Source organism: Anaerococcus rubeinfantis (assembly GCF_001487145.1).
Classification (GTDB): Bacteria; Bacillota; Clostridia; order Tissierellales; family Peptoniphilaceae; genus Anaerococcus; species Anaerococcus rubeinfantis.
Window position 1 is genome coordinate 1,175,361 of the sequence record NZ_LN913016.1, and the last position, 19,267, is coordinate 1,194,627.

The 19,267-nt window shown below is 29.4% G+C and carries 16 protein-coding genes, 1 tRNA gene and 1 pseudogene; 2 read left to right on the forward strand and 16 right to left on the reverse strand.

From position 1 onward, the window contains the following. Positions 1–113: 113 nt before the first annotated feature. The 6 genes from BN3265_RS06630 to BN3265_RS09350 all read right to left on the reverse strand — a co-directional run bounded on the left by BN3265_RS06630 (position 114) and on the right by BN3265_RS09350 (position 7,110). Positions 114–1,004, reverse strand: a complete 891-nt coding sequence (locus tag BN3265_RS06630) for a hypothetical protein (RefSeq protein ID WP_058990751.1) — start codon at positions 1,002–1,004, stop codon at positions 114–116. A gap of 168 nt (positions 1,005–1,172) precedes the next feature. After that, positions 1,173–1,246: transfer RNA gene (locus tag BN3265_RS06635), tRNA-Arg, on the reverse strand. After that, entirely contained in the window at positions 1,237–2,028 is a 792-nt protein-coding gene (locus BN3265_RS06640; protein WP_058991302.1) for a metallophosphoesterase, read from the reverse strand. Before BN3265_RS06640 ends, BN3265_RS06635 begins: the two co-directional genes overlap by 10 nt. Next, a complete protein-coding gene (nadE, locus tag BN3265_RS06645; RefSeq protein WP_058990752.1) occupies positions 2,021–3,832 on the reverse strand; it encodes an NAD(+) synthase in 1,812 nt (603 codons plus the stop codon). Before nadE ends, BN3265_RS06640 begins: the two co-directional genes overlap by 8 nt. Before the next feature lie 92 nt (positions 3,833–3,924). Beyond that, the gene (locus BN3265_RS06650; protein WP_058990753.1) at positions 3,925–5,166 is read right to left on the reverse strand and encodes an FprA family A-type flavoprotein; all 1,242 of its coding nucleotides are present in this window, start codon (positions 5,164–5,166) and stop codon (positions 3,925–3,927) included. A 12-nt stretch (positions 5,167–5,178) separates the two neighbouring features. Then, entirely contained in the window at positions 5,179–7,110 is a 1,932-nt protein-coding gene (locus BN3265_RS09350) for an acyl-CoA dehydrogenase family protein (protein ID WP_082664109.1), read from the reverse strand. Positions 7,111–7,476: 366 nt separating this feature from the next. Between BN3265_RS09350 and BN3265_RS09790 the strand changes: the two are divergent. After that, a pseudogene (locus BN3265_RS09790) lies at positions 7,477–8,690 on the forward strand (FprA family A-type flavoprotein). A gap of 75 nt (positions 8,691–8,765) precedes the next feature. On the opposite strand, the gene BN3265_RS06665 reads toward BN3265_RS09790, so the two are convergent. From BN3265_RS06665 to BN3265_RS06710, 10 genes are all read right to left on the reverse strand, one after another. After that, entirely contained in the window at positions 8,766–10,274 is a 1,509-nt protein-coding gene (locus BN3265_RS06665) for a 4Fe-4S dicluster domain-containing protein (protein WP_058990754.1), read from the reverse strand. Between the two features lie 34 nt (positions 10,275–10,308). After that, positions 10,309–10,599, reverse strand: a complete 291-nt coding sequence (locus BN3265_RS06670; RefSeq protein ID WP_058990755.1) for an NAD(P)H-dependent oxidoreductase subunit E — start codon at positions 10,597–10,599, stop codon at positions 10,309–10,311. A gap of 66 nt (positions 10,600–10,665) precedes the next feature. Beyond that, the gene (locus tag BN3265_RS06675; protein ID WP_058990756.1) at positions 10,666–12,285 is read right to left on the reverse strand and encodes a sensor histidine kinase; all 1,620 of its coding nucleotides are present in this window, start codon (positions 12,283–12,285) and stop codon (positions 10,666–10,668) included. Continuing rightward, positions 12,282–12,941: a response regulator transcription factor gene (locus BN3265_RS06680; protein WP_058990757.1), complete on the reverse strand. Its 660-nt coding sequence runs from the start codon at positions 12,939–12,941 to the stop codon at positions 12,282–12,284. The genes BN3265_RS06675 and BN3265_RS06680 overlap by 4 nt, the downstream gene beginning before the upstream one ends. Beyond that, positions 12,938–13,555: a phosphate signaling complex PhoU family protein gene (locus BN3265_RS06685; protein WP_058990758.1), complete on the reverse strand. Its 618-nt coding sequence runs from the start codon at positions 13,553–13,555 to the stop codon at positions 12,938–12,940. The genes BN3265_RS06680 and BN3265_RS06685 overlap by 4 nt, the downstream gene beginning before the upstream one ends. A 1-nt stretch (position 13,556) precedes the next feature. Further along, positions 13,557–14,408, reverse strand: coding sequence for a phosphate ABC transporter ATP-binding protein PstB (gene pstB / locus BN3265_RS06690; RefSeq protein WP_058990759.1), 852 nt, complete (start codon positions 14,406–14,408; stop codon positions 13,557–13,559). 10 nt (positions 14,409–14,418) lie between these two features. Next, a complete protein-coding gene (gene pstA / locus BN3265_RS06695) occupies positions 14,419–15,219 on the reverse strand; it encodes a phosphate ABC transporter permease PstA (protein ID WP_058990760.1) in 801 nt (266 codons plus the stop codon). 8 nt (positions 15,220–15,227) lie between these two features. After that, positions 15,228–16,088, reverse strand: a complete 861-nt coding sequence (gene pstC, locus BN3265_RS06700; protein ID WP_058990761.1) for a phosphate ABC transporter permease subunit PstC — start codon at positions 16,086–16,088, stop codon at positions 15,228–15,230. Between the two features lies 1 nt (position 16,089). Continuing rightward, entirely contained in the window at positions 16,090–16,950 is an 861-nt protein-coding gene (locus BN3265_RS06705; RefSeq protein WP_058990762.1) for a substrate-binding domain-containing protein, read from the reverse strand. Positions 16,951–17,093: 143 nt separating this feature from the next. Continuing rightward, positions 17,094–18,047 carry a substrate-binding domain-containing protein gene (locus tag BN3265_RS06710; protein WP_058990763.1) on the reverse strand — a complete coding sequence of 318 codons (954 nt, stop codon included), beginning with the start codon at positions 18,045–18,047 and terminating at the stop codon, positions 17,094–17,096. Positions 18,048–18,214: 167 nt separating this feature from the next. Here BN3265_RS06710 and asnA point away from each other — a divergent pair, with 167 nt between their 5' ends. Further along, on the forward strand, positions 18,215–19,228 hold the full coding sequence (gene asnA, locus BN3265_RS06715) for an aspartate--ammonia ligase (protein ID WP_058990764.1): 1,014 nt from the start codon (positions 18,215–18,217) through the stop codon (positions 19,226–19,228). Positions 19,229–19,267 lie beyond the last annotated feature (39 nt).

A 19,267-nucleotide genomic window follows, 5' to 3' on the forward strand; every position in this document is an offset into this window, starting at 1 on the left:
GCTCTTATTTAAAATGCAATAATTTCGATAAAAAAATGAGTATCAAGCCAAGTCCCAAAGACAAGGTTGATACTCATTTTTGCATTTTTAAATTTTTAAAATATTAAATTTTATTATTTTCTTTTGCTTTTAAATAATCCTAGACTTGATGCTCCTAATAATCCCAAAATTGCTGAAAGGCTTCCAACTCCTGTTTGAACATTTTCTCCAGCATTACTTACTTTGGTTGCTGTATTTGTTGTTCCTGTTTTTTTATTTTTTCTGTTAGGATTTTTTTGATTTGAAGTCATTGTATCATCTATAATTTTTATCAAATCGCTATTATATTCTTCGTAGCTTATTAGACCTTTTTTCAACAAATATCCTTTTGCTACTATTTCTTTTTTCCATCCTGTTATTTTTAGAATTTCATCTATGGATTTTGCTTCTCTAACAAGATTAGCTTTTCTATTAAATTCCTTCATTTCTTCATTAGTATAAATATCAGGATATTCAGTTAAAGTTTTAATAGCATCATTTTTTATAAATTCAAATGTATTTTCGTTGAAAATTTCACTCATTTTGAATTCTTTAGGCTTTACTTTCTTTTCGTCTTCTGGTTTTTCTGTTTCGTCTTTTGGTTCTTCTTTGTCGCCTGTTGGAGTTTCTTCTTCATCCTTTGGCTCTTCTTCGTCCTTTGGCTCCTCTTCGTCCTTTGGTTCTTCTTCGTCTTTTGGTTCTTCTTCGTCTTTTGGTTCTTCTTCGTTCTTTGGTTCTTCTTCGTCCTTTGGTTCTTCTTTGTCGCCTGTTGGAGTTTCTTCTCCACCTTCATTTACTGGAGCTTTCTTTATAGTGATTTCTTTATTTACTACATCTGCTACATCTGATTTTTCTTCTGTTTTTACTGGCTCTTTTAGGGCTTTTTCTACTGTTTTGTCTTCATTTGCTTTTGCGTTAGGAATTATTAAGCTTACTCCTAGAGCCAAGGCTAGGCTTGCGCTTATAATTTTCTTATTTTTGTTCATAAATTTTCTCCTTTTATTTATTTTTTTAAATATTCTTTCACTAAACATTATATATATATATATATTGTCAAATATTTTAAATATTTATCCATAAAATTAAATTTGAAAATTTTCAAATAATTTTTAATAAAAAAATAGGCTGAAGTTAATTTTCTTCAACCTATTTCCTGGCACGCCAAAGAGGAATTGAACCCCTATCTTAAGCTTCGGACACTTTTGTTTTACCATTAAACTATTGGCGCTTGATTGTAATGTTTGAAAATTGTATCCTATTTAAAAATCTTAAATCCATTAGGGTGTTTCCTAAGCCTGAATCTATATATATTTGTGAATTTTTGTATTTTATTAGTCCCTTATCAAATTTTGGAAAATATCCTTCTCCTGGAGCAAGAAGAGCGCCTATAAAAGGGAATCTAACCTGACCTCCATGCGTATGGCCTGAAAAAATTATATCCATCAAATCATCCAGATTATCTCTTACATTTTTTGAATAATGACTTAAAATTATATTTAAATTTTCTTCATTTGTTTTGTAATTTTTAAATGAATAATTATAAAAAGATAGTCCATAAATGTAAATTTTATTATCTTTTATTTCGATTAAATCTCCATCATTTTTCAAATATTTTATTCCCAAGTTTTCAATTTTTCCAATAAAATCATCTAACATTGGCCCTGCTTCTTCGTGATTTCCTGTTATATAATAGGTTTTTATTTTTAATTTTGAAAGCTCTTTTAAAAATTCTATTGCCTTATTAAACTTTTTTTCTATCCCATAGTCGTTAATATCTCCAGTCAAAATTATAAAATCTGGATTAAATTCTAAAATTTTTTTCTTAAAATATTCCATATTTTTTAATTTATTTGAATGAAAATCGCTTATGTGAGTAATTTTTATATCATCTTTAACTTTTTTACTATAAATATCCTGCCTTACTTCTTTCGCCCACTTACATTGATAATGAATGTAGGCGAAAAGAAGTAAAATCAAGCAAAATATTATAAAAATTATTATTTTATTCATCTAATTTTTCTATTCTTTCTATAAATATTTCTGAAGACATATCTGATGGCAACAAATATCCTCTTCTTGGTGAGAAAGACTTTTTAGAAAGGGCTGGACCATCTACTGAAACTGATCTTTTGAATTGGCTTGATGTAAGTCTTTTATAAAATGATTTGAGCCATTTTTTTATAGTTTTACTGTCATAATCATCTTTAAAGGCAATTTTTGCTTTTTCATAAATCTCTTCTACTGATGAATTTTCCAAAAATTCATAAACAAAAAAGTCAATTAACTCATAAGGTCCTATTATATCTTCAGTTTTTTGGCTTATTTTGTCTTCATTTTCGTTTTTTAGCTCTGGTGAAATTGGAGTTTTTAAAATATCGTCCAAAACTTCTTTTAATTTTTGATTTTCTGTATTTTCTACAAGATAGGAAACAATGTATCTTAATTCTGTTTTGGTCAAAGATGCATTTACTGCATAAGATGACATGTGATCACCGTTGTAGGTGGCAAATCCTTGAGAAATTTCTGATTTATCTCCAGTTCCAATAACTATAGCATTTTCCATATTTCCTATATCAAATAAAATTTGAGTTCTTTCTCTTGCTTGAGCATTTTCGTAGGCTATATCTTGAGTTTTTCCGTCATGGCCAATATCTTTTAAATGAATATTTACTGCATCCTTTATCACAATTTCGTTTAATTTAAGGCAAAAGGCTTCTGCCAATTTAAAGGCATTTGATTTGGTTCTCTTGCTTGTTCCAAAAGCTGGCATGGTGTATAAAAGAATATTTTCTTTTGGAAGGTCCATTTTTTCAAAAGCTTTAACTATAAATAAAAGTGCCATAGTAGAATCAAGTCCACCACTTAGACCTAAAATGACTTTTTTACAAGAAATAGCTTCCATTCTTTGAATTAAAGCTCTTGTAACTATATCAAAGGTGTCTTCTACATAAAGCTTTTTCTCATTTAATAGATATGGATATTTATCAATATTTTCTAAGTCTGCTTCATTTTCAAAATGATGGCCTTCAGAAAAAATTTCCTCATTTATTTCAAATGGATAAACAAAATCTACTTTTTTATCTCTATCACATTTTATAATTTTTCCATTTTGCGCAATAATATTTAAACCCTCGTATACAAAATCTGTTGAGCTTTCTCCAAGCCCTGTGCTTGAAAATAGGTAAATTGTATCTTGTGATAGGAATTTTATCTTATCTTCGATAGCTTTTTTTGAACCAATATATCTTGTTTTTGCTGATGGATTTAAAATTATATCAATAGCATTATTAGCTTTTGAAATTTGGGAATCAGAAATAATCTTCTCTTCATTTTCTCCAATACTTAGAGCAATTTTTACTCCGTCAATTTCTACAAAAGACTTATTATAAATATATATATAATCATCTTTTACACTAATAAATTCTTCTTCAGGGATATCAAAAATATATTTTTCATGATCTTTGAAATTATCTTTAAAAAATCCCCCAATAATATCCCCATTTTTTATTAAAAATACCATATCAATTATTTTTCTTCCCTTTTTAACAGGAAGACCAACTGAAAATAAGGTATCAATATCCTTAGAGAATTTTTTTAAATCATCTAGGGCGTCTAGTGATGAATTTAAAATATCATCATTTTTAAATCCATGGTAAAGACTTGCTCCTGTAAGAGAAAGTTCTGGAAAAAGTAAAATATTTACCAAATCATCATTGGCTTTTTTTACTATTTCTTTTATTTTTTTCTTATTGTAGGATACATCCCCAACTTTTATTTTAAAATTTTCTGCTCTTAATTTTAAATTTTTTTTCATAATATCCCTCGAATTTCTAAACTTATAAATATTATTATAATAGATTTACAAAAAAACTGCCACAGTTTCCTGTGGCAGAATTGAATTTATTTTTATTTCTTTTGGTCTTTAGCTTTTTGAACTTCTTCTCTTCTTTTCTTCATTGATTCGAAAATTCCATCAACTAAAGCATCCATGTCTGGTTCTTTTGCAGATTTTAATGATGAAACTATATTAACTTGTTCTGGAAGAACATCGATTAATTTCATTTCTTCATCCAAGAATTTTTCCATTTTATCTGCTGCTGTTGGAGCCCAAGATCCGTTATCCATCAATGAAATTGCTCTGTTTTGTACGTTTAGAGCTGCCATATCATGGATAAAGTCTTTCATTTTTGGATAAATTCCAAGGTTATATGTTACTGATGCAAGAACTATATTTGAATATTTAAATGCATCTGCAATTAGGTAAGATACATCTGTACTTGAAACATCTCTTAGAGAAATATTTGTCATTCCTCTTTCAGCAAGTTTTGAAGCTAGTGCTTGAGCTGCATATTCTGTATTTCCATACATTGATGCATAAGCAATCAATACACCTTCTTCTTCTGGTTGATAGCTTGACCATTTATCATATTTATCTAAAATATAGCCAAAATCTTTTCTCCAAACTAGTCCGTGAAGTGGGCAGATATATTTAATATCAAGTCCAGCTGCTTTTTTAAGAACTGCTTGAACAAAAGTACCATATTTACCAACTATATTTGTGTAATATCTTCTTCCTTCATCTAACCAATCTCTGTCCCAATTTACTTCATCAGCAAAAAGTCTTCCGTCATTAGATTTAAATGATCCAAAAGCATCTGCTGAGAATAGAACTTTGTCAGTTAAATCATATGTCATTAAAACTTCTGGCCAGTGAACCATTGGAGCTTCTACGAATGTATATTCGTGTTTACCAAATGAGATTGAATCTCCTTCTTTAACTTCTATATATCTATCATCTACGTGATAACCAAATTGTCTCATGAATAATATAGCTTTTTCACTTGCTATAATTTTTACATTTGGATAGTAGTGTAGCATTAATTCAATTGCTGAACAGTGGTCTGGTTCCATGTGTTGGATAATCATATAATCAAGGTCACGATCTCCAAGAACTCTAGATACATTTAAAATATATTCTCTTGTAATTGACCAGTCAACTGAATCTATTAAAACTGTTTTTTCATCCATTAAAAGGTATGAGTTGTATGAAACTCCGTCTATAGGAAAAATATTTTCAAATAGAGCAAGTCTTCTGTCATCTCCACCTACATAATATAAGTCGTCTGTAACTTTTCTAACTGTATACATATATTCCTCCTACTACTTTCTATCTTCTGGTACATCCATTTTAATGAATTGATCTTTAGCTTCTCCTGAAACTGGTGAAACCCATGAATCTGGTAGTTTGTCAAATGGTGTTCCTGGTTCAATTCCATTTTCTGGATCTCCTTCTTCAGGATTGTATTCATATCCAGAACCTAAATCTACATAGATTGGATTTGTAGGAGCCATTTTTCTTGGTTTAGATCTTTTTATTTTCTTCATTGGTGGTGCTGGTTTCTTTTCCTCACCATTATCTAATTCTTTAATTAGAAGTGGAAGAATTTCCATAGCATCTCCAACTATACCATAGTCACAGTTGTTGAAAATTGGTGCATTTTTAGAATTGTTAATTGCAACTATTGTTGATGCATTTTTGATTCCCTTTAAGTGTTGTCCTGCTCCAGATACACCTACACCAATGTATAAGTTTCCTTTAAATGTTTGTCCACTCATACCAACGTATCTATTAATGTCAACATATTTTAGAGTTTCTGCAACTGGTCTTGATGATGAAATAGCTGCTCCTGCTTGGTAAGCTAAATCTTCAATTAATTTCATATTAGCTTTTTCGCCAATACCACGACCTGCTACAACTATTCTTTCAGCATCAGGAATTGGAGTATAAGGATTAATTCCTACAGTGAAGTCGTATCCGTCCTTTTTAAGTGCTGCCACAAGGTTTTTAACTGCTTCCTTAGGATCTCCCTCATAGATTTCTCCTTTTCTGACTCCTGCGATGGGTCCAGATTTTTTGTTTGATCCAACAGCTTTAACCTTTGGTGCTCTACCTACTGTGTGAGCTCCAACAACTACTCTCATTATTTCATTTGTACCTTCGTAGATTTGTGTGATTTTAGAATCTCTGTAGAATCTTTCAACATCGATTCCTTTAATAAATCCAGATCCACCATACATTTGTAGAGCTTCGTTAGTAATCTTTGATGCAAGATCTGATGCAAATTGTTTAGCCATAGCTGCATCTGCAGAATATCTTTCGTGATTTTCTTTTAATTCAGCTGCAGAATAAATCATAAGTCTTGCAGCTTTCAAATAAGTTGCCATATCAGCAAGTTTAAATGTGTTAGCTTGAAGGTGAGCTATTGGCATACCAAATTGTTCTCTTTCTTTTGCATATGAAAGAGCTGATTCATAAGCACCTTGGGCAATACCTAAAGCTTGAGAAGCTATACCAATTCTACCACCATCAAGAGTTGCCATAGCAATCTTAAATCCTTGTCCTTCTTTTCCAAGAAGATTTTCTTTTGGAACTTTTACATTATCAAAATGTAATTCAGCAGTACATGATGATCTAATACCTAATTTATCATAGTGATCAGAACATGTGAAACCTTCCATACCTTTTTCAACAATAAATGCTGAAATACCATGAGTTCCAATTCCTGGAGTTGTTACTGCAAATACTACATATGTATCTGCTTTTGGAGCGTTTGTAATAAATATTTTTTTACCATTTAAAATATATCTTTCGCCGTCTAAATCAAGTTCAGCTGTTGTTTCTGTTCCACCAGCGTCACTTCCTGCGTTTTCTTCTGTTAATCCAAATGCACCAATCTTTTCACCTTTTGCTAAAGGAACAAGATATTTTTTCTTTTGTTCTTCAGTACCAAAAGCAAAAATTGGCCATGAACCTAAAGATGTATGTGCAGAACAAATTACTCCAACACCACCATCTACTCTTGATAATTCTTCAACTGTGATCGCATAGCTCATTACGTCTAAGCCTTGACCACCGTATTTCTTAGGATAAGGAATTCCTAAAAATCCTAATTCTCCCATTTCCTTTACAATTTCGTCAGGAAATTCGTTGTTTTGGTCAAGCTCAAAAGCAATTGGTTTTACTTTTTCTTCAGCAAATTCTCTGACTTTTTTACGTAAAGCTTCATGCTCATCTGTTGTTTTAAAAAGCATATATTCCTCCTAAAAAATATAATATCCATTTTTGTTTTACAATATAATTCTATACTGAAAATGTTTTTTTGTCAACACAATTTATTTTTATAAAGATTACTAATAAAGATAAAATTGAATTGCAATATATGAATATGTAAAACATCTACACTTAATATATAACCTAAAATCCTTTATTTAATCAAAATTATTTAAATTTTTCCAAAAAAATTATAAATTTAAAATAAAATCAAAAATTTAAAATCTATGAAAAAGTTTTCTAAGCTAAATATTAAAATTTAAACAATATTAGCTTATATCGTGTATTTAATTTTATATTTAATAAGGTATAATAATCCTAGCGATAATAATAATTTTGGAGGTTATATGCAATTTATAAAAAAAGTTTATGACAATATTTATTGGGTTGGAGCCAATGATAGGGGCTTAAAAAGATTTGAAAATATGTTTACCCTACCAAATGGTGTAACTTACAATTCATATATTATAAAAGATGAAAAAAATGTTTTGATGGATGGATCTGATTCTTCTGTAATAAGAACTTACCTTGATAATGTCAAAGAAGCTCTTGATGGAGAAGATTTAGATTATATTATTGTTCAACATATGGAACCTGATCATTGTGGATCAATTGATTTCATTTTAGATAAATATCCTAATTGTAAATTTGTTGGAAACCAAAAAACAATTAAATTTTTCCACCAATTCTATCCAAATGACAAATATGATGAAAGTAGATTTGTTGAAATTAAAGATGGCGATGAGTTAAATATTGGAAAAAGAAATCTAAAATTTGTTTTTGCTCCAATGGTTCACTGGCCAGAAGTTTTCATGACTTATGAAACTACAGAAGGTTTATTCTTCTCAGCTGATGCCTTTGGTTCATTTGATGTTTTGGAAGGTCACATTTCTGCAAAGCACTATATCAAAAAAGAATCTTGGCTAGATGAAAATAGAAGATATTATATAAATATAGTTGGAAAACAAGGAAAAATGGTTACAAATCTTATTAAAAAGTTTCAGATTTTGAAATCAATGCAATCCTCCCTCTTCATGGACCAGTATATGATGACAAAGAATCCATTGAATTTATCCTAGATAAATACGATAAATGGGCAAACTTCAAACCAGAAACAAAGGGTGTAGAAATTGTATTTTCTTCAATGTATGGAAATACAGAATTAGCAGCTGATATTTTAGCATCAAAACTTGATGAGCTTGGGGTTGAAGATATAAAATTATATGACGTGTCTGATACCGACTTTTCATATATAATAGCTGATGCTCACAAATATTCAAACCAAGTATTTGTTGCAATGAACTATAATGCAGGACTATATCACAAAATGGATGCCCTTTTAAGAGAATTAGTTGGAACAGGATATCAAAATAGACACATTTCCTTCATCCACAATTATTCATGGGGTGGAAGATCTCTTGAACAAGCTAAAGAAATCCTTGAAAAAGGAAAACATGAATATGTTGGAGAAGATTTCATAATTAATTCTTCAATGAAAAATGATCAAGTAAAAACTTTAGAAGATTTAGCTAAGGCTATTAAAGAAGATTTAGACAAGTAAAAAAATATTTAAAAGATGCGAATTCGCATCTTTTTTTGTACAAAAAAAGAGCATATTTCTATGCTCTTAATTTCTTCAGTCTTTTGGTTTATCTTCTTCTGGGATGTTTTTGTTATCGTATGGGGATTTGTAGATTGATTCTTTGGCAAATTGTTTTACTGCTTTGCCTGTTTTTATTTCTGAAATTAAGGTTCCAGGACCTCCAACGCATCCTCCAACGCATGCCATTCCTTCTAATAAAAGTCCGTCTTTTCTTCCAAGTTTTGCCATTTGGGCAAGTTTTACGCAATCGGCAAGGCCTTCTGCTTTTTCTACTTTTACATCTAAATCTGGATTTATTTCTGCAATTCTTCTTTTTACTGCTTCGGCTACTCCTCCGCTTACTGCATAATTTCTTCCAGTTTCTGATGCATCTTGCCAATCTTCTTCGATTTCTATTTCTGCAGGATCTATATCTTTTGCCAAGAACATTCCCATTAGCTCTTCATAAGTTATAACGTAGTCTATAGTTTCTGCAACTTCTGGTCTTCTTGCTTCTAGTTTTTTGGAAATACATGGACCTATGAAGGCTACTTGAGTTTTTTCATCCATTTTTTTGATATGTTTTCCAGAATAAATCATTGGTGTTGATGATTCTGAAATTTTATCATTTATTTCTGGGAATTTTTTCTTTACCATTAATTTCCAAGAATAGCAGCAAGATGTTCCCATAAATGGAATTTTTTCTGGAACACTTTCAACGTATTCGTGAGCTTCGTTTAGGGTTGTAAGGTCTGCCCCAAGTCCTACTTCGATTACATCTTTAAATCCTAATTTTTTTATTGCTTCTTTTATTTGAACTGGGCTTGCCATTTGTCCAAATTGTCTTACAAATGATGGGGCTACAATTGCATAAACGTGTTCATTTGTATTTAAAGCTTTTGCCAATTGGTAAATTTCTGTTTTATCTGAAATTGCTCCAAATGGACAAGCGGTTATACATCTTCCACATGCTACGCACTTATCATCATCAATTTCTGCCCTACCTAGTTTGTCGCTTTTTATAGCTTTTACTCCACAGGCTTCTGCGCATGGTCTTTTTGTGTGAGCAATTGAATTATATGGGCAAGCTTGAACGCATTTTCCACATTTTATACATTTATCTTGGTCTATTATTGATCCTTTTGATGTATAGGTAATAGCATTTTTTGGACACACATTTACACATGGGTGAGCAATACAAGCCCTACAAGTATTTGTAACTTCTACTCTATTTTCAGGACAAGCTTCACAGGCAATTTTTATTACTGAAACAAGAGGTGGTTCATATTTTTTTATATCATAATCTTCATCATCCAAGCCGTCAGTAATTGCTCCTGTATTGTCTGCAGTTCTTGCGTGAAGTCCTACTCCCATTCTTAGTCTTTCGCCCATTACGGCTCTTTCTCTAAAAATATTTTCCCTATATGATGCTTCTTCTCCTGGAAGTATTTCAAAAACTTCTGTTGCTATGTCATAAATTGGCCTATTTTCAAAAGCAATTTTCGCTATATGTTCAAAGGCCATTCTTCTAATATTTAATATATTTATGTATGTTTCTTTCATTATTCTTATCTTCCTTACAAATCTTTTTCAAATATTAATTAAATTTATCTTCAAAGGCCGTATCTAATATGTATTCCATTATTACTTCTGTTTTGGCATTTGTAAATACTTTTCCATTTACAAGTACAACTGGTGCATTTTTTTTATTTTTTTTGCACTCATTATTGCATGTTATCATTTCTATTTCAAGTTCTATATCTTGAATGTCTAAGTCCCCTTTATAGAGTCTATCATTAAATTCTTCTACAAAATTTGATAATCTGTTATAAATTATGTCCGATCCTAGCATAGTGCATCTTGCGCCTGCACAAACTTCTATTTTCATATCTACTCCTTATAAATTTTAATAATTACTCATAACAATTATAACAAATAAAATAGAAAAATGAAATTATAAGCTTGGAATGAAGATTGTAAATTTTGTTCCAAAGCCATATTCACTTTCGACTTCTATATTATAATTTAAGTAATCGCATATATGTTTTACAATTGATAAGCCAAGTCCTGTTGATTTTAATGTTCTTGTCCTTTGCTTATCTGCTACATAAAATCTTTCAAAAATCCTAGAAAGATCTTCTTTCTTTATTCCTATACCCCTATCTTCTATAAATAATTTGATTCCTCTATCGTTTTTTTCATAATTTATAGAAATTTTCCCATTTACTTTGTTGTATTTGATCGCATTTTCATAAATATTGGATATAAGGTCAGTAAAAAGTGATTCGTGAGTTTTAATATATAAATCATCCATATTGTTTTCGATTTTAATATTTTTCTTATCTGAAATTCTTTTAAATCTACTTATACTTTGATCGACTACATTTTTTATATTTACACTTGTTCTACCTTCGGCTAAATTTTCTTCGTCAAGTTTTGAAAGTTTTAAAATATCATCTATTATATTTAGTAGTCTATTTCCTTCTTCATTTATAATTTTCCCAAATTCTTTTATATCATCATTTTTTGCAAGACCTGTAGCAATTAATTCTGCATAGCCATTAATACTTGTAAGGGGAGATTTTAATTCGTGACTAACATTTGCTGTAAATTCTCTTCTCATAATCTCGGCTTTTTTATTTTTTGAATTATCAATTACTATAATTATATATGACACAATTTCTTCATCTATTATTGGATCAATATATAATTTTAAAGATAAATCATCAAGATTAAGCTCAATATTTTTACCTTTTCTAAGAAGCTTAGTCTCTCTTATGGCAAGTTTATAATCATCATTTTCTACTAAATTTTCTAATTTTTTGTCTTTTTCAATATTTAATAATTCTTTGGCAGCCTTATTGATTATTAAAATATTTCCTTTTTTATCTAAATAAATAAAGCCTTCTTCCATATTTGAGCTTACTTTTTCAATATCTAAAATTCTAGATTTTAAATTTGAATTTTCGTTAAGTAAATTTTTCCTATCTAATCTTAAACTTTCAATGTAGGCTTTTGGATTTTCCTTAAAATTATAAAATTCTTTCTTATCATCTATTCTTTCTTTAAATGGATTGGTTATTCTTTCATATAGATAATTTGTGAAAAATTTATTTATTATTAAGGCAATAATCATTCCAAAGATTAGAATATGAATTCTTTTAAAAAGATATAAAATAAAAGTTACATTATAAAATTTTATAGCAAGAATTTTATTCTTGGATTTTTTTGCAAAAACTTTTGTTTCTTTATTTATGTAATTTTTTTTAGATTTTTTAACAATATCAACATCATCAAATTCATAATTTTTTATTATATTTTTATTTATTCCAGAATTATATAATACCTTTCCTTCTGTATCTTTTAATAGTAGGTCGATATTATAGGAATTTTTAAATTTATCTAACTTTTTTTCATCAATTTTTTTATAAGTAAGAAAGCTCAAGGAATTTTCTACAAATTCATCTTGAGCTTTTTTTTCTTTTTGATATGAAAATAAAGAAGACAATACAAAAATAATAATAATTAACGAACTTGTTATAATATTAATATTTCTATTAATTATTTTTCTCATATTTCTCCAAGTTTATATCCTAAATTTCTTACGGTTTTTATGTGGACTCCTGCAGATTTTAACTTGTTACGAAGACTTGCTATATGAACATCAACGGTTCTCGTTTCTCCCTCGTAATCATAACCCCAAATTTTTAGTAGAAAATCTTCTCTTGTAATAACATTACCAATATTTGCCAAAAATAACAAGAGCATTTCAAATTCCTTGTAGGTTAGATCTATTTTTTCACCATCAACTTTCACAGTTCTTTTTTTGATATTTACTTCTATGTTTGCATAGGTCAAATGTTCTCTATCTTTTTTCTCACTTCTTCTTAAAACTGCCTTCACTCTTGAAATTAATTCTAAAATCGAAAATGGTTTTGTTATATAATCATCTGCTCCACTTTCAAGACCCAAAACTTTATCAAATTCATCATCTCTTGCTGTAAGCATTATTATAGGAACATTTGAAAATTCTCTAATCTCTTTTAAAATCTCAATTCCATCTTTTTCAGGTAACATTATATCTAGAATTAGTAAGTCCACACTCTCTTCTCTTACTGATTCTACAACATCCAGACCATCTTCAAAGCCTCTAACTTGATAATCTTTTTCTGATAAGGCGTATAAAACTAAATTTCTAATCGACTTATCATCTTCTACAACATAAATCATAATCTTGTTGAATAGTCAGCTATCTTAGCTAACCTATCTCCAAGTCTTTCAAAATATTTATAGAATAGTACTTTTTCAGACAATTCCATTGGTGTGATTTGGTCTGATTTTGTTAATTTTACAAGATAATGGATGCAATCTTCAAATAATTCATTATTTATTTCATCATCATCAATTGTTCTTAGAGCAAGCTCGTTGTCGTTATCTTCAAAACTTTGGATACTATTTAAATTCATATTTTTTTGATTTTTTATAAAAGTTTTTACAAATTCTTTTTCTTCTGCTCTTAAAGGAAATTCCAAAATAATTGCAGCTGCTTGGGCTATATGGTTTGAAATTCTTTTGTAAGTTGAAGCAAGTTTTATTGACATTTGTAAAAATCTCAAGTCTCTTGCAACTGGTTGTTGCAAAGCTAAAAGATCATAGCAAAATCTTTCTATATCTGCTGCATATTGTCTTGTGTCATGGTCAAGATCAATTATTTCTTCTAGATTGTTTTTTTGACCATTTTCAAGATATAAGATAAACCTATCATATGATAATTGAATCAATTCTGATACGTTTTTTTCCATTTCTCTAATATTATCTAAATCTTCTATATATCTTGTTCTCATATCAACCGAACCTTCCTGTTATATAATCTTCAGTTCTTTTGTCCCTTGGATCATTAAATATTTTTTTTGTTTCATCCATTTCAATTACATCTCCTGTCAAGAAAAATGCTGTCCTGTCAGAAATTCTTGCTGCTTGTTGCATATTGTGTGTTACTATTACTATTGTATATTTACCCCTTAAATCTTCTAATAACTCTTCAATTGATGCAGTAGAAATTGGATCTAGGGCACTGGTTGGCTCGTCCATCAAAATTATTTCTGGATTTACAGAAAGAGTCCTTGCTATACAAATTCTTTGTTGTTGTCCACCAGAAAATGATAGAGCATTTCTGTCTAATTTATCTTTTACTTCATCCCAGACGCTTGCAGCTTTCAAAGATTTTTCTACAATTGCATCAAGCTCATCCTTATCTTTTATTCCATCAATTCTTGGTCCGTAGGTTATATTGTCATAGACTGATTTTGAAAAAGGATTTGGAGTTTGAAAAACCATTCCTACATTTCTTCTAAGACTAACTACATCAACATCTTTTTTATTTATATCTTTTCCGTCAATTTCAATTAAGCCTTCGATTTTACAATCATCGATTAAATCATTCATCCTATTAAAACATTTTAAAGTTGTAGATTTTCCACAACCACTTGGTCCAATGAAAGCTGTAATTTCATTTTCTTTTATTTCCATATTTATTTTTTTTAGAGCTTGGAAATCTCCATAATATAAATCTAAATCTTTTACATTTATTATAGTTTTTTTATTAGCTAAATTTTCTGATTCTTTATTTCCAAAAAATGTTTCTATTCTTCTTTTATCATTAGATAAATGTTTATTTTTATCTTTTGTTTTTTCCATTATTCTCTCCTTATTTTACTATAGCCTTAGAAATTTTTGCTGATACAAAATTTAATAGTATTACAAAAACTAAAAGTAATACTGCCGTTGCATAGGCTTCTTTTACATGGAAACCTTCTGTTGATAGTACATACATATGAACTGCCATTGTTCTTGCAGAATCTAGTATTGATGTAGGTGTTTTTGCTACTGTTCCCATTGTATAAATTAGTGCTGCAGATTCACCAACAATTCTTCCTGTTGATAAGAATATTCCTCCTAAAATTCCATTAATTGCTTCTGGAATTATTATTTTAAAAATTGTTTGAATTTTTGTAGCTCCAAGGGCAAGTGATGCGTGAGCTTGGAGAGGATTTACATTTAAAATCGCCTCTTCAGTTGTTCTAATTATGGTTGGAAGAATCATAATTGCTACTGTCAAACATCCTGCAATTAAAGAATATCCCAAATGTAAGGCGTCAACAAAAAACAAATATCCAAACAAACCATATACAATTGAAGGAATTGATGAAAGAATTTCTGTAGCAAATCTTACAGATTTTATCAAAATTTTATTTTTTGCATATTGTGACAAGTAAATTGCCGTAAAAATTCCTACTGGCAAAGTTACTATTAGGGTTATTACAATTGATAAAAATGTTGTAATAAGGGCTGGCATTATTGAAACATTTTCGGATGAATATTTTAATTCAAAAAGCGAAGGGGAAATATTTGGTATACCATTTATTAAAATATAGGCAATTACAACTCCACCGGCTGCAAATCCCAAAAATGACAATAAATAAATTAATATTTTAAAAGAATTTTTCATTACTACCTCTACATTCTTGCTTGATCTTTGTTTCTTATAAAGTTAAATACGATATTTATCAAAAGAATAAATACGAATAAAACCATACCTGTTGCTATAAGGGATTCTCTGTGAAGACCAGATGCATATCCCATTTCCAAAACTATATTTGTTGTAAGAGTTCTTACCCCATCAAGTAAACCGCCTGGCATTCTTGGTTGATTTCCAATTACCAAATATACTGCCATGGTTTCTCCAATTGACCTACCAATAGCAAGAATTATTGAAGAATAAATTCCACTTTTTGCATAAGGTACCATAACTTTTCTAATAGTTTCTTCCTTTGTAGCTCCAAGAGCAAGAGAACCTGTATAAAAAACTTCCGGAACTTGTTCGAGAGAGTTTTTTGAAATGTTTACCATAGTTGGAAGAATCATTATTGATAAAAGAATTGATGCAGTGAGCATATTCATTCCACCAGTTTTAAAAGTTTTTGAAACAAATGGAACCAAAACCATCATGGCAAAAAATCCATAAATAATTGAAGGGATAGCTGCCATCAAATTTATAAGACCATTCAAAAAGTTGTAAGATTTTTTTGAATAATAAGCCATAAAAATTGATACGGCAAGACCAAAGGGAACTGCAATTATTGCTGATAAAAGTGTTACAATAATTGAGCCAACAATCATTGGTCCTATTCCAAAGTATGCAGGTTTTGCAGTTGGAGCCCATTTTGTTCCGCTGATAAATTTTATAAGTCCATATTGGCTAACAAAATCTATACCTGATCTAAAAATAAAAAAGGTAATTAGAATTATTAATAAAATGGACATAATGGCAGAAATTAAAAATACAATTTCTCCAAATTTTTCTCTAAAAGATTTCATTTTATTTTAACTCTCCTGTGTTTGTTATCTCTCCTGTATAGATACTTCTTAACTCTTTCATTGTTAAATCATTTATTTGAGTGTTTTCTTTATTTACGATTACTGCTATTCCATCAATTGCGAATATTTCTGATGAAAGGCTATCATCATGCAATTTATTTGAAATCATGGCTATATCTACAACATCGTCCTTTACATTTTTTAAACCTGTCAAAGATTCGTTAGATAAAACTTCAACTTCAACATTTTCATTTAATTTTTCATAATTTTCAGCAAGTTTTTCTACAATTGAACTTAGAGATGAAGAACCTGTTATGGTTAATTTTCCTTCAAGATTTTTTGCTTTATATTCTTTTTCATTTGTTAGGGCAAGAAGTCCATCTTCTTCAATTAATTTTTTTGCACTTTTACTTTTTACATATTCCAAAAAATCTTTGGATAAGTCTGTTTGAGAATCTTTTTTGTAGGCAAGGGCAAAAGGTCTTTGCAATTTATATTCTCCACTTTCGATTGTATCCTTGTTTGGACTAACACCATCAATTTTTACAACTTTAACTGAATCATCCAAAGCTGTAAGTGATAGGTAGGCAATTGCAGTTTTATCAACTCCAACAGCTTTTAAAACTCCATTTGTAGAATTTATTACCATAGAATTATCTGTAGTCATATCTTCATAATTTCCTTTTTTATTTTCTCTTATCAAACCAACTTGTTCAATAAAACTTTTTCTCGTTCCCGATCCATCTTCCCTACTTGTAACAGTAAGGTCAAAATTTTTGCTTTCTTTTACTTCAGTTTTTTTGCCAGAGCAAGAAGTTATTAAAACTAAAGTAGATAAAAACAATAATAATTTTTTTACCATACAAACTCCTTTTTATTTTCTTACATAATATTATTAAATCCTTGTATTAAATTGATAAATCCTATGTAAAATCTATGTAAAGTTTATAAAATTCACAAAAAAATAAGCTCATAGGAAATCTCCTAGAGCCTATTTAAAAATAATTATTTGCTTAAATCAGATGTGTTTTTAATTTTTCCTGAGAAAATTTCTTTTAATTGGTCTTTTGTTAGATCATTTAATTTAGAATCATCTTTATTAACAATTACTGCAATTCCATCTTTTGCTAAAACTTCTACTTGAAGTTTATCTTTTTCATCGTCTTTTAATTCTCTTGATGCCATAGCAATTTGGCTTACGTCAGAAATTGTTGATTCGATTCCTGAAGAAGATCCTGTAGATTGGATTTCAATATTTGCATCTGGGTTTACATCTTTATATTTTTCTACAAGTTTTTCCATTAGAGGAGTAACAGATGTTGAACCTGCAATTGTTAAATCACCTTTGATTTTTTTACCCTTGTATTCTTTTGCTTCAACTTTTATATATCCTTCTTTTTCAACTATATCTTGAGCATCTTTACTCAAAACAAATGCCAAGAAGTCTTTTGCCAAATCATCAAGTTTATCTTCTTTGAAAGCAAGGTTGAAAGGTCTTTGTAAAGTATAATCTCCAGATTCAATATTTTCTTCTGTTGCTTCTGCTCCTTCAACTTTTACTTTTTTAACATTATCATTTACAGATCCCAAAGAAACATATCCAATTGCTGAAGGATCTTGAGATACTGTTTGCATTACACCATTTGTAGAATTTTGAACTACAGCTTCATCAGTTGTTGTATCTTTCTTTTCACCGTCTTTTTCTTCTTCAAGACCAACAAGTTCAATGAAAGCTCCTCTTGTACCAGAACCATCTTCTCTTGAAACAACAGTTATATCAAAATCTTCTTGGTCAGAATTTTCTGTATCCCCGTCTTTTTTCTCATTAGCTGTGCTAGCATTTTCTGTTGGATTTGATCCACTTGCATCATTTGCTTTGTCATCCTTATTTCCACAAGCTGATAAAATCATTGATAGAGAAAGTGCTGCTACTATAATTTTTGAATTTTTAATTTTCATTATTTACTCCTTTAATATTTGTAACTTCACAATGAATAATAAAGTATTTTTATTTCAAATTGATTAGACTAATGTAAAGTTTAGGTTAATTTTTAAAATTTCTTGTAATTTATTCTAAAACCTATATAATTTAATAGTAAAAATAGAACAAAGTATTAGGAGAGAAAATGCAAGAAATAAAAATACCAGAAAATTATCAAAGTGATAAGAATTTATATAAGACACAATTGTTGATAAAAGAAATTAAGGATTTTTTCCAAATAAATTTATCAAACAATTTAAATTTAAAAAGAGTATCAGCACCTTTATTTGTAGAAAATTCTACCGGTCTAAACGATAACCTATCTGGTGTTGAAGAGCCCGTAAAATTTACACTACCTGAAGCAAATAATGCTAGCATGGAAATTGTTCACTCCCTTGCAAAATGGAAAAGATATGCTTTAAAAGAATATAATTTTGCAATGTACGAGGGACTTTACACTGATATGAACGCAATAAGAAGGTGCGAAGAACCAGACAACACTCATTCATTTTATGTTGACCAATGGGATTGGGAAAAAGTAATAAAAGATACGGACAGAAATGAAGATTATTTAAAATCTACAGTTCTTACAATTTTTAATACCCTTAGGGCTTTGGATGAATATCTTTGTAGATTGATTCCAAAAAGAGTAAAATTGTTGCCAAATAATATAAAATTTTTAACAAGCCAAGAATTAATAGATGAATTTCCAGAATGTAAAGACAGCAAGGAAAGAGAAAGAGCTGCTTGTAAAAAATACAAGGCAGTATTTTTAATGCAAATTGGAAAAGTTTTATCAAACGGTGAAGTTCACGATTTGAGATCACCTGACTATGATGATTGGAATTTGAATGGAGATATTTTAGTTTACAATCCAATTTTAGACGACCAATTAGAATTATCATCAATGGGAATAAGAGTTGATGCAAAAACTTTAAAAGAACAATTAAAAATTTCTGATTGTGAAGAAAGATTAGCTTACAAATATCACAAAATGCTAGTAAATAACCAATTGCCACAAACAGTTGGAGGCGGAATCGGTCAATCAAGACTTTGTATGTTCTTTTTACAAAAAGCCCACATAGGAGAAGTTCAAGTTTCCTACTGGCCAGATGAAATTAGAGAAGAATTAAAGAAAAAATCAGTTATTTTACTATAAATTTGCAAAAAAAAAGGACTCTTAATCCCCAGAGCGTAG

Coding starts and splice junctions, on each gene's coding strand:
- BN3265_RS06630 (WP_058990751.1), bottom strand. CDS start 1,004: ATGAACAAAAATAAGAAAATTATAAGCGCAAGCCTAGCCTTGGCTCTA.
- BN3265_RS06640 (WP_058991302.1), bottom strand. CDS start 2,028: ATGAATAAAATAATAATTTTTATAATATTTTGCTTGATTTTACTTCTT.
- nadE (WP_058990752.1), bottom strand. CDS start 3,832: ATGAAAAAAAATTTAAAATTAAGAGCAGAAAATTTTAAAATAAAAGTT.
- BN3265_RS06650 (WP_058990753.1), bottom strand. CDS start 5,166: ATGTATACAGTTAGAAAAGTTACAGACGACTTATATTATGTAGGTGGA.
- BN3265_RS09350 (WP_082664109.1), bottom strand. CDS start 7,110: ATGCTTTTTAAAACAACAGATGAGCATGAAGCTTTACGTAAAAAAGTC.
- BN3265_RS06665 (WP_058990754.1), bottom strand. CDS start 10,274: ATGAAAGAAACATACATAAATATATTAAATATTAGAAGAATGGCCTTT.
- BN3265_RS06670 (WP_058990755.1), bottom strand. CDS start 10,599: ATGAAAATAGAAGTTTGTGCAGGCGCAAGATGCACTATGCTAGGATCG.
- BN3265_RS06675 (WP_058990756.1), bottom strand. CDS start 12,285: ATGAGAAAAATAATTAATAGAAATATTAATATTATAACAAGTTCGTTA.
- BN3265_RS06680 (WP_058990757.1), bottom strand. CDS start 12,941: ATGATTTATGTTGTAGAAGATGATAAGTCGATTAGAAATTTAGTTTTA.
- BN3265_RS06685 (WP_058990758.1), bottom strand. CDS start 13,555: ATGAGAACAAGATATATAGAAGATTTAGATAATATTAGAGAAATGGAA.
- pstB (WP_058990759.1), bottom strand. CDS start 14,408: ATGGAAAAAACAAAAGATAAAAATAAACATTTATCTAATGATAAAAGA.
- pstA (WP_058990760.1), bottom strand. CDS start 15,219: ATGAAAAATTCTTTTAAAATATTAATTTATTTATTGTCATTTTTGGGA.
- pstC (WP_058990761.1), bottom strand. CDS start 16,088: ATGAAATCTTTTAGAGAAAAATTTGGAGAAATTGTATTTTTAATTTCT.
- BN3265_RS06705 (WP_058990762.1), bottom strand. CDS start 16,950: ATGGTAAAAAAATTATTATTGTTTTTATCTACTTTAGTTTTAATAACT.
- BN3265_RS06710 (WP_058990763.1), bottom strand. CDS start 18,047: ATGAAAATTAAAAATTCAAAAATTATAGTAGCAGCACTTTCTCTATCA.
- asnA (WP_058990764.1), top strand. CDS start 18,215: ATGCAAGAAATAAAAATACCAGAAAATTATCAAAGTGATAAGAATTTA.